Below are 9,215 nucleotides of genomic sequence, written 5' to 3'. Positions count from 1 at the left end.
GGGGCGGAGCCCCCACATCGGGGGTCCGGGGGTCGCCCCCCGGAAAGACACTGCGGGCCCTGGCGAAAGCGAGCCACCTCGCTGAGCACACCTCTCCCGCCTCGGCTCCCGCGATTGGACTCGAACGGGTCGCACACACGTTCGATGCATGCTCGCCGCCCGAAGCGGCATGGTGCGAGGTCCGCTAGCCTCCAAGCCCGTCCACGGGCGTCCAGGACGGTTGGTACTCAGTTCGGTACTCAACGGCCCCCTGACGGCGTCAGAACGGGACCTCGTACCAAGCCATCTCGACGCCAGGAGGACAGCAGGCGCTTCCGCTGCGCCTACGTGTGCGGTCCAACACGCCAGACCCCAACCGCGGTGCTGGCGGCACAAACATGCATCCCTCCTAAACTGGTGGCACACAGTGGTCCCCGACCGGAAGGGCTACCGCCTACATGGGTGATGTGACTGCGGGTGTCGAACGTGCGATTCGAGAGTGGATCAGGTCGGGGAGGTACGGGCCTGGGGCTCGCATCCCCTCAGAACGCACGATCGCTCAGGAGCTAGGGGCTGGCCGGACGACTGTTCGTCAGGTACTCGCGAGACTGGTAGCGGATGAGACCCTGCGGGTCACCCACGGCAGCGGGTATTACGTCACGGATGCCTATGAGCGAGCTATCCACGGTCGGACGCTCACGCCCTGGAAGATCCATGGAGAACGCACGGTCTACGACAACCGATGGGTACGGCTCAGCCTTGCTGATGTCGAGCCCCCCGACATGGAGCGCTTCGAGCATCACGTTGTCCATCTCCAGCGTGTTGCCATTGCTGCAGTGATCGACGATCAAAACCGTGTGCTCATGTTGTGGCGGTATCGATTTGTCCCGCAGCAGTGGGGATGGGAGTTGCCCGGCGGAATCGTGGATGAACGGGAAGACTCAAAGCAGGCGGCGCTACGCGAGGTCGAGGAAGAGACTGGTTGGCGTCCGCATTCACTTGAGCACGCCGTCACATATGAGCCCATGGTCGGGATGGTTGATTCGCCCCATGAGATTTTCATCGGCCGTGGAGCAACTCGCGTAGGCGACCCCAGTGATATCGAAGAGCAAGGCGAAGTCGCCTGGATTCCCCTGACGGACATACAGCGCTTGCTTAAGAAGGGCGAACTGATGGGGTCGGGGACCCTTGTTGCCCTACTGCATGTGCTTGCATTCGGTCACTGACGAGTCATCTAGTCGCCTCGCCAAGCCGAGCAATGCGGCGTCGATAACGCACAGAACCCGTTCTGTTTGCCAAGAGCTTCGCTTCACGAACTTGCCGCGCAGCATCTGCGTACTCACCGCGGACCAAATGAGCTTCGGCGAGGTCACAATGAAGCCCTGCCCTCGCTCGCACAAAAGTCGGGTCCATAGACTCAAGAACACCGTACTGAGTCGAGATGGCTTCTTCGTCTCCTAGCAGCACCAGCGTGTGACCAGTCCAGCGCCTAAAGTGCTCAGTGCTCAGGAAGATGCTGGCGATATCTTCGTCACGAGGATCTGTCGTGTCCGGCATTGTCTGCGCGGCTTTTTCCAATGCGCGCTGCGCCCCCTCGGCGTCATGGGCAAGCGCGCGCAGCTCGGCGTCAGCAGACAAAAGCCATGCCCGAAGTTTTGCTGACAGTTGTGAGGTGCCGATGCGCAGCGCCTCGTTTATCAACTCCACGCCAAGTGCGGGGCGGCCAGCATCTGCCAGAACGAATGCTTGCTCCCCCATGGCATGGGCCAGATACCGAACATCATCGGCTTCTTTCGCCGCCTGCTTGCCCATTTCATAATGCCGCCACGCTCTATCGGCCGCGCCCACGTCGAGCGCCTGCCACGCCGCAAGTGTTGCCGCTCCCGCAAGTTCTCTCGCGACTGGTCGCCGCGCGTCGGGAAGGACTGCGAACGTCAATGCTTCTTGCAACGCTGCTAGATGTGCATTCATCTGGTCAACGATGCTAAATGCTCCGGCCATCCGGTCCTGTGTACGCAGTAGCTCGGTCTGGCTGGTGAAGGTATTCACCATGGAGCGACTTACTGCTTGCGCAGTGTCAATTTGGCGGATTAGTTCGTCATAACCGTCTGCGGCTTGCGGCGTGATCTCTTGAAATAGTTCTTCACTGGTCCAACCAAGGAGGGCCCGCAGAATAGTTGTGTACGGCTCGGCTACCGAACGCCTGCCGTTCTCCCACTCGGAGATATAGACCTTCAGGCTTGCAGAACTGGCGATGGTGATCTGCGGATGACTCATCACATAACGCTCAATCTCGGCGCGTAGACGGTTTTGGGACCACCCACGCGCGGCGCGCGCCTGCTTCAAGCCAAGGGGCATAGCTCCAACTCCCGACTGCCCATCTGCCTGTGTGTCGAGGATGCCGCAGATCAGCCGAGGTCAACAGGGGTTAACCATCCTGAGTTAACCCCAGCCAACTGTTTCCGCAGGTCATTGCCGGTTTTCCTGGAACCACGGCAGCCAGCGGCGCAGCGTGCCGCGGGACTTGTCGCACCACCCTTGACAGTGGTGCGCACCAGTTCTAAATTGGTGCGCACCTCGTGAAGTGGTTCGCCGTTGGCGGGCTACTCAGTCCTAGAGGAGTCGCAGAGATGTTCCCTCAGAAGTCCGCCAGCATCCCGCAGTGGATCGCCGGTGTCGCGCTCGCGATCTTCGCGATCAACAACCCGGAGAAGGCCGCTGCGCTGGCCAACAAGGTCGTTCACGCGATCACCACGTTTTCGAGCTCGCTGGGCTGACCTGCGATGACTGCCTCCCGCTCGCAGACGTCGGCCCTCGGCGCACAAGCCACCACGCACGCCGTCGAGGGCCGCCCTTCCCGACCGTTCACCGATCCCAACGAGGTGCCCGTGTCCCGTTCTTTGTCCCCGTTGGCTGCGCTGGCCGAGGTCGACTTGCGCGGCAAGCCGATCGAGGGTGCGCAGTGCCGTTTTGACCCTGAGTTGCACACCGGTCCGGACGGCGCCGAGTCGCCGGACGAGCGGGAGGCCCGCGAGCTGGTGGCGGCCGAGGTGTGCGAGTCGTGCCCGCTGCGTGGCGCGTGCCTGGAGCTGGCCGAACGGCTCCGTCCCGAGTACGGGGTGTGGGGCGGGTTCACCCCGGTTCAGCTCGCTGGCGTGTTCGCCGCCTACGACATGACGGAGGTGGCCTGAATGACGCGGCTCAGTGTGCTGATCGCCCGCGCCCGCGACATGGTGCAGGACCCGCAGGCCCGGATCCGGGTGCTGTTCGCACTGGTGTACTTCGCGCTCGCCGCTGCGGCCCTGCTGAGCGGCGGTATCTGGTGAAGGTCCGCTTGACCGGCCTGCCCGCCGAGGTCGACACCGCCGCCGCCCGCATCGCCAGCGTCCTGACCGTACTGGAGACCTCCGAACCGTATCGGCGGCGCGGGAACTCGGCGCTGGTCTCGCTCTACCTCGAAGTCTCCCTTGACCCGCCCGCGCCCGGCGCCGAGCCGCCGAGTGAAACCGACCCGCACTGACGACCCCTGCCGTCCCGGGGCGCCGCACCTTCCACAGCACCGGCGCCCCGGGCCCTTCACCAGGAAGGAAGTTCCACGATGGCCGACAAGCCGACCTCCAGCAAGTCCTCGACCTGGCCCAACGGCGAGCCCAAGTCCGTCCGGGACGCCTACGACGCCACCCAGCCCGGCAAGCAGTCCGGCGGCAAGAAGTGAGCGCCGCCATGATCTTCACCTTCGACGACACCGACGACCGTGACCGCGCGTCGGACGGTGTGTCCCGGTACGGCGTCTACCTGCGCCGCTACACCAAGTTGTTCGCCCCGTGCGACGGTGACGGCGCGGTGACGGCCGACCCTGGCGAGTTCGCCGCTGCCGCCTGGCAGGTGGCGACCTCGCCGACCATGGCGCCGCCCTACCTCGACTGGACGGCCGAGCGGCTCCAGTCGGTGACCTTCACCCACAGCGAGCACGACGCCGCGCTGATCGCCCGCGTGCAGGTCGCGGTGCCGCGCCCGGCCGCGCTGGCCGACACGCGCCTGTTCGCCGACTGGGACCGCGGCGACCGCTGGAACCGCGGCTACCACGTCCCCGATGATGCCGCGATGGCGCGTCGCCCGGCGATGCTGACCAGCACCCTGCTGCTGTTCCACATCCCCGCCGCGGACCTGTACGCCCCGCGGTTCGCGCCCGACCGGCTGACCGTCACCGACGCCAAAGCGTCGCTGTCATGGCTGGCCGCGCTGCTGCACGGCAGGGTGGCGCCGGTGCTGGCCGCGCTCGACACCGGCGCCGGTGGGGCGGGGGTGGCCCGGTGATCGGCGCCCTTCTCGTGCTGGCCGTGCTGGCCGCGGCGGTGTGCTGGCTGTGCGCGTCCCCGGCCCGGCTGGCGGTGGCCGGTGGGGCGGTGCTGACTGCGCACCCGGCGCCGACCCTGGCCGTCACCGTCGTGGTGGCCGCTGGGCTGACGGTCGCCGCGGTGGTGCTGGTGGCCCGGTCGGTGCGGGACCAGGGCTGGTCCCTGGTCACCGTGCACCGCCCCACCCCCAACCCCGTGCCCGCCGCTGCGTCCGTGGGGGTGCCGGTGGGGGGTGTGGCGCCATGACCCGCCGCCGTAGCCCGGCCCGGTTCTTCGACCCGACCGGCCGCCGGTACGGGATCCCCACGTGGCCGTGGCGGATGGCCCCGGAGCATCTGCGCACCCGCCGCCAGCTGGCCGCCGCGGGCCTGCGCCCGGGCGGTCAGGACGTGGCCGGTCAGGTGCTGTGGAACTCGCGCCGCTACAACGCCCCCGGCGGGGTGCGCGCCGCCTACCTCTACGACGTCCGCCTCGCGCTGCCCAAGCGGACCCCGACCGACCGGCAGCGCGCCGCCCTCGGCAAGGCGCTGGCCGCCCGCCGGCACTGCCCGACCTGCGACCGCGACGCCGGTTACGTCCTGCCCCGCCACCTCGGCGAGTGCATGGCATGCGCGGACGGCCCCGACGAGACGGAGGTGACCGCGGCATGAACGCCACCACGCCCACCCACCGCGCCGCGCTCGCCCCGCGCCCGCTGCGTGCGGGTCCGGTCAAGCGCTGCCCGTCCTGCACGGCGCCGCTGGACGGTGGCCCGGTCCGGTTCCGCTGTGAGCCGTGCGGCCGGTCGGTGATGGCCGCCGACCTCGACACCGAATACCACCCCGCCACCCCGCAGGCCACCACCCCGCGTTCCGCCGCCGTCCGGCGCGCCGAGCCCCTCGACTCGGCCCCGGCCGGTACCGCCCCCGACAGGAGGCAATCGGCATGACCACGCTCAATCACCACGTGCCCGCATCGCCGGTGTCCGCGGCCCTCGGCGCGCCCGCCACCACACCTGCGCACGCCGCCGAGGGCCCGCCCCGACCGATCACCGACCCCGACCACACCGGCCCGCGCCCGGCCCTTGACACGCCCACCGGGCGTGCCGCGGGCGCCGACGAGCGCGGCGCCTCGCCGCTCTCGCCGCGGGGACGCGCGTTGACCAGTAGCGAGTTCACCGCGGTCGCCGTGGTGGCCGCGCTGGTGGCGGCCCTGGGTTTGCTGGGGTTCATCAACAGCTTCGCCGCCGTCGCCGAAGCCTCCCGGCCCTCGTTCGGTCGGCTGGCCTGGACGGTGCCCCTCGGTATCGACCTCGGCATCGCCATCTTCGCCGCCCTCGACATCGTGCTTGCGCGGCTGGACATGCGGATTCGGTGGCTGCGGTTCATCCCGTGGGCGCTGACCGGCGCCACGGTGTACCTCAACGTGGCTGGCGAACACGGGGTGTTCGGCAAGGTCGCGCACGCGGTGCTGCCTGCGCTGTGGGTGGTCGCCGTCGAGATCGCCGCGCACGTGATCCGGATCCGCGCCGGGATCGCTGCGGGCACCCGGATGGACTCCATTCGCGCGTCCCGGTGGGTCCTGGCGCCCTGGCCCACGGTCAAGCTGTGGCGCCGGATGGTGCTGTGGGAGATCCGGTCCTACCCCGACGCCCTGAACCGCGAACGCGCCCGCGTCCTCGCCCTGACCGACCTGCAAGACACCTACGGCCGGTGGGCATGGCGCCGCAACGCGCCCCGCCGCGTCCGGGCCCTGTACCGGCTCGGCGAACTCTCCGAGCCGTCCGCCGAGACGTCCACCGTGGTGTCGGGCGCGCCGTCCGGTGGACCGGTCGCCGACCGTCCCGCCCTGCCGGGGATGGACCGTCCCGCGCTGGAGTCCGGACCGTCCGGCCACCGTCCCGGTGGACCGTCCGCCGCGCCGTCTCGGACCCGTCCCCGGACCACGGCCGGACGGTCCGGTGGAGGCACGCGTGGACCGTCCGGCCGCCGGACCCGGACGCGTTCGGGCAAGCCCGCCACGCCGCCGCCGGACGTGGACGACCTGATGCCTCTCGGCCGGAGCATCGCCGCCGACCTGACCGCGGCCGGTGAGCCCCTGACCCGCAACACCCTGGCCGCGCGGCTGCGCGCGGCCGGACAGTCCGCCGGTAATGCCCGCGTCGGCGCCCTGCTGGCCCGCCTGAAGACCGACACCCCTACCGACCCCACCGCCAAGGATGGTGACGCCCGATGAACCCGATGGACCAGCACACCGCCGACGATGACAGCGGCGAGGGCACGGTGGTGCCCCTGCGACCGGCGGCCGACTACCCCGGCGATGACATCACCGCCGCCGACCCGGTGACCGGCGAGGCGATCGGCGACGCGTCCGGCGACGGACCGGACGACGGACCGGGCGGTGGTGGGTACGCGCCGGTTGGTGACGATGACGAGCAGCGGCGGCCGATCGTCCCCGAGGAATGGACCCGGGAGACCTGGCGGACGACGCTGGCCGATCTGGCTGGGCTGTGGTGGTACAAGACCCGCTACCACGGGTTCCGCGCACCCAAGTACATCGTGGTGACCACCTGGTACGCGGTGTGCGGGGCGCGGCGGCTGTCGCGGCGCCTGATGGCATGGTGGCAGTGGACCGACGGATGGGTGCTGGAGTCGCAGGCCGTGGCCGCCGGCCGGTCCGGGCACCACGACGCGATGAACGCCCACCGCGAGGGCAAGAAGACCCGCGCCGCCCGCGGTCAGATCGTCGCGCTGGGCACGGTCGGCGCGGCGGTGGCAGGGTTGGTGGCCTGGAAGTACCTGCCAGGCTGGGCATGGATCGGACTCGGCACGGTCGCGGCGCCGGTGCTGGCCCGGCACGGCGCCCCCGAGGGACAGCCGATCATCCGCGCCGCGGTGGTCCCGACCGCCTACCAGACTCCCACTCCCGAGATCATCACCCGCGGGCTGGGGTCGCTGGGCATCTCGGCGATCAACCAGGTCATCAAGAGCGGTGAGGGGCTGGCGTTCATCGCCGACGTGCACCGCGATGGTGACGGGTGGGGTGTGGAGCTGGACCTTCCGCATGGGGTGACCGCGACCCACATCCTGCAAAAGCGCGAGGAACTGGCCTCAGGGCTGCGGCGGCCGCTGTCGGCGACCTGGCCCGAACGCCTCGCCCACGAGCACGCCGGACGGCTGTACCTGTGGATCGGGCGGCGGGACATCTCCAAGGCCAAGCCCGTCCCGTATCCGCTGGTCCGGACCGGCACCACCGATGTGTTTGCCACCGTGCCGTTCGCGGTCACCCCCCGCGGGCAGCTCGTCGGCGCGCCGCTGTTCGAATACAACTGGGTGATCGGTGCCGCTCCAGGGCAGGGCAAGACCACCGGTGTGCGCGCGCTGGGCTGCGGCATCGCCCTGGACGTGGTCTCCGATCTGTGGATTCACGAGCTGGCCGGTAAGGGTGACCTGGAACCGTTGTCCCAGGTGTGCCACCGCTACGTCTCCGGGATGGACGACGAGGCGATCGCCTACGCCGCCGCATCGGTCCGCAAGCTGAAGGCCGAGATGCACCGCCGCAGCGAGATCTTCAAGAAGCTCCCGCGCGAGGCCAAGCCGGACGGCAAGCTCACCCGGGAACTGGCCGCCGACCGGCGCCGGAACCTGCGCCCCATCGGGGTGATCTTCGATGAGGTGCAAAACCTCATCCTGCACCCCGACCACGGCGGCCCCGCCCTGGTGGAGGACCTGGCCGCGGTGGAGCGGATCGGCCGCGCCTACGGCATCTTCATCATCTTCGCCACCCAGCGCCCCGACGGGGACGCGCTGCCGCCCAAGGTGCGGGACCTGGCCCTGGTCCGGTTCTGCCTGAAGGTCCCCGACCATGTCTCCAACGACATGATCCTGGGCAGCGGCGCCTACAAGGCCGGATACCGCGCCTCAGAGTTCCGCTTGGACGTGGACCGGGGGCTGGGCTGGTACAACGGCGCTGGGGACATGCAGGCCGTGCGGACCCTGTACCTGGACCTGCACGACACCGCCCGGATCGCCGCCCGCGCCCGCGCGATGCGCCAGGCCGCCGGGGTGCTGTCCGGCTACGCCCTGGGCGAGGCCGAGCCCGATGAGCCCGAGCGCAGCTTCGCCGCCGACGTCTTGACGGTGTTCGGCTCGGCCGACAAGCGACACTGCGACACCATCGCCGCCCTGCTGCGCGAGCACCTGTCCGGTGTGTACGCCGACATCACTACCAAAGCGGTCTCCTCCCAACTCCGCGCCCTGGGCATCGAGGTCAAGAAGCTGCGTGATCCCGACAGCCCCGGCGTCAAGGCCGGTTGCGAACGCGCCGCCGTCTACGTCGCCGCACACCCCGACGCGCCCGCCGAGATGTAGCGCAACACCAGCGGCGTGTTGCGGTAGCGCAACATGCCCCCACCTGCACAAACCCGACGCCACCGCAACACGCAACGCGAGTCGCAACACCCTGACCTGCACTGTTGCGGTGTTGCGGCCCAGCACCCGACCGGCCCGGCGGGCCGCCGCCTAGGCAACGGTCCGCCGCCCCCCACCCCTGCCCGCAACGCAACGCCTGTGGAGGCACCCCGATGGGGATCACCCTGTTCCGCTGCGGCACCTGCCGTAAGCCCTACACCAACCCGCTCACCCACACCTGCGTCACCCGGATGGACAGCAAACGCCGCCCGGGTAAGACCCGCTTCAAGCCCACCGCCACCCGCACCTGTGGCAGGTGCGGCAAGCCCTACACCAACCCGCTGACCCACACCTGCACCGTCAAAACCGACTTCCGCAAGCGCAAGGCCGCCCAGACCCGTAAGGAAAAGGCTGCCAAGAAGGCCGCCGCCCGCAAGGCCAGGGCTGACGCCGCTCGCCGGCGGCGCCGCGAGCAGCAACGCAACCGGCC

Annotated in this window: 13 protein-coding genes and 1 pseudogene; 13 read left to right on the top strand and 1 reads right to left on the bottom strand. The window is 69.4% G+C overall.

All coding sequences use genetic code 11. The features are described from left to right. Positions 1-437: 437 nt before the first annotated feature. Together E1264_RS44900 and E1264_RS44895 are read left to right on the top strand one after the other, a co-directional pair. Positions 438-626: pseudogene (locus E1264_RS44900) on the top strand (winged helix-turn-helix domain-containing protein); the annotation flags it as partial. 135 nt (positions 627-761) lie between these two features. Beyond that, positions 762-1,205 carry an NUDIX hydrolase gene (locus E1264_RS44895; RefSeq protein WP_207936633.1) on the top strand — a complete coding sequence of 148 codons (444 nt, stop codon included), beginning with the start codon at positions 762-764 and terminating at the stop codon, positions 1,203-1,205. A 4-nt stretch (positions 1,206-1,209) separates the two neighbouring features. On the opposite strand, the gene E1264_RS35210 is transcribed toward E1264_RS44895, so the two are convergent. Beyond that, the gene (locus E1264_RS35210) at positions 1,210-2,256 is read right to left on the bottom strand and encodes an XRE family transcriptional regulator (RefSeq protein ID WP_243711357.1); all 1,047 of its coding nucleotides are present in this window, start codon (positions 2,254-2,256) and stop codon (positions 1,210-1,212) included. A gap of 353 nt (positions 2,257-2,609) precedes the next feature. On the opposite strand from E1264_RS35210, the gene E1264_RS44000 reads away from it, so the two are divergent. The 11 genes from E1264_RS44000 to E1264_RS35165 form a co-directional block, all read left to right on the top strand. Further along, a complete protein-coding gene (locus E1264_RS44000; protein ID WP_165964546.1) occupies positions 2,610-2,756 on the top strand; it encodes a hypothetical protein in 147 nt (48 codons plus the stop codon). Positions 2,757-2,867: 111 nt separating this feature from the next. Then, complete coding sequence (locus E1264_RS35205; RefSeq protein WP_243711356.1) at positions 2,868-3,170, top strand: WhiB family transcriptional regulator; 303 nt, start codon at positions 2,868-2,870, stop codon at positions 3,168-3,170. Next, complete coding sequence (locus E1264_RS46095; protein WP_279491870.1) at positions 3,171-3,305, top strand: hypothetical protein; 135 nt, start codon at positions 3,171-3,173, stop codon at positions 3,303-3,305. It abuts the gene before it with no gap. Next, entirely contained in the window at positions 3,302-3,499 is a 198-nt protein-coding gene (locus E1264_RS35200; RefSeq protein WP_132180610.1) for a hypothetical protein, read from the top strand. The genes E1264_RS46095 and E1264_RS35200 overlap by 4 nt, the downstream gene beginning before the upstream one ends. A 203-nt stretch (positions 3,500-3,702) precedes the next feature. Further along, positions 3,703-4,296: a hypothetical protein gene (locus E1264_RS35195; protein WP_132180608.1), complete on the top strand. Its 594-nt coding sequence runs from the start codon at positions 3,703-3,705 to the stop codon at positions 4,294-4,296. Continuing rightward, positions 4,293-4,583 carry a hypothetical protein gene (locus E1264_RS35190; RefSeq protein WP_132180606.1) on the top strand — a complete coding sequence of 97 codons (291 nt, stop codon included), beginning with the start codon at positions 4,293-4,295 and terminating at the stop codon, positions 4,581-4,583. The genes E1264_RS35195 and E1264_RS35190 overlap by 4 nt, the downstream gene beginning before the upstream one ends. Beyond that, a complete protein-coding gene (locus E1264_RS35185) occupies positions 4,580-4,987 on the top strand; it encodes an RRQRL motif-containing zinc-binding protein (protein ID WP_132180604.1) in 408 nt (135 codons plus the stop codon). Before E1264_RS35190 ends, E1264_RS35185 begins: the two co-directional genes overlap by 4 nt. Then, positions 4,984-5,265, top strand: coding sequence for a hypothetical protein (locus E1264_RS35180; RefSeq protein WP_132180602.1), 282 nt, complete (start codon positions 4,984-4,986; stop codon positions 5,263-5,265). The genes E1264_RS35185 and E1264_RS35180 overlap by 4 nt, the downstream gene beginning before the upstream one ends. Then, on the top strand, positions 5,262-6,551 hold the full coding sequence (locus E1264_RS35175) for a DUF2637 domain-containing protein (RefSeq protein ID WP_132180600.1): 1,290 nt from the start codon (positions 5,262-5,264) through the stop codon (positions 6,549-6,551). Before E1264_RS35180 ends, E1264_RS35175 begins: the two co-directional genes overlap by 4 nt. Then, entirely contained in the window at positions 6,548-8,686 is a 2,139-nt protein-coding gene (locus E1264_RS35170; protein ID WP_132180598.1) for an FtsK/SpoIIIE domain-containing protein, read from the top strand. The genes E1264_RS35175 and E1264_RS35170 overlap by 4 nt, the downstream gene beginning before the upstream one ends. Before the next feature lie 212 nt (positions 8,687-8,898). Further along, on the top strand, positions 8,899-9,215 hold a 317-nt coding region (locus E1264_RS35165; protein WP_207936631.1), incomplete at its 3' end, for a hypothetical protein.

The organism is Actinomadura sp. KC216, from assembly GCF_004348535.1.
Taxonomy (GTDB): domain Bacteria; phylum Actinomycetota; class Actinomycetes; order Streptosporangiales; family Streptosporangiaceae; genus Spirillospora.
This window is presented reverse-complemented; position numbering and strand designations above follow the sequence as displayed.

Bases quoted from the DNA above. Each gene is read 5' to 3' on its own strand.
- E1264_RS44895 (WP_207936633.1), top strand. From the start codon at position 762: ATGGAGCGCTTCGAGCATCACGTTGTCCATCTCCAGCGTGTTGCCATT.
- E1264_RS35210 (WP_243711357.1), bottom strand. From the start codon at position 2,256: ATGAGTCATCCGCAGATCACCATCGCCAGTTCTGCAAGCCTGAAGGTC.
- E1264_RS44000 (WP_165964546.1), top strand. From the start codon at position 2,610: ATGTTCCCTCAGAAGTCCGCCAGCATCCCGCAGTGGATCGCCGGTGTC.
- E1264_RS46095 (WP_279491870.1), top strand. From the start codon at position 3,171: ATGACGCGGCTCAGTGTGCTGATCGCCCGCGCCCGCGACATGGTGCAG.
- E1264_RS35195 (WP_132180608.1), top strand. From the start codon at position 3,703: ATGATCTTCACCTTCGACGACACCGACGACCGTGACCGCGCGTCGGAC.
- E1264_RS35185 (WP_132180604.1), top strand. From the start codon at position 4,580: ATGACCCGCCGCCGTAGCCCGGCCCGGTTCTTCGACCCGACCGGCCGC.
- E1264_RS35180 (WP_132180602.1), top strand. From the start codon at position 4,984: ATGAACGCCACCACGCCCACCCACCGCGCCGCGCTCGCCCCGCGCCCG.
- E1264_RS35175 (WP_132180600.1), top strand. From the start codon at position 5,262: ATGACCACGCTCAATCACCACGTGCCCGCATCGCCGGTGTCCGCGGCC.
- E1264_RS35170 (WP_132180598.1), top strand. From the start codon at position 6,548: ATGAACCCGATGGACCAGCACACCGCCGACGATGACAGCGGCGAGGGC.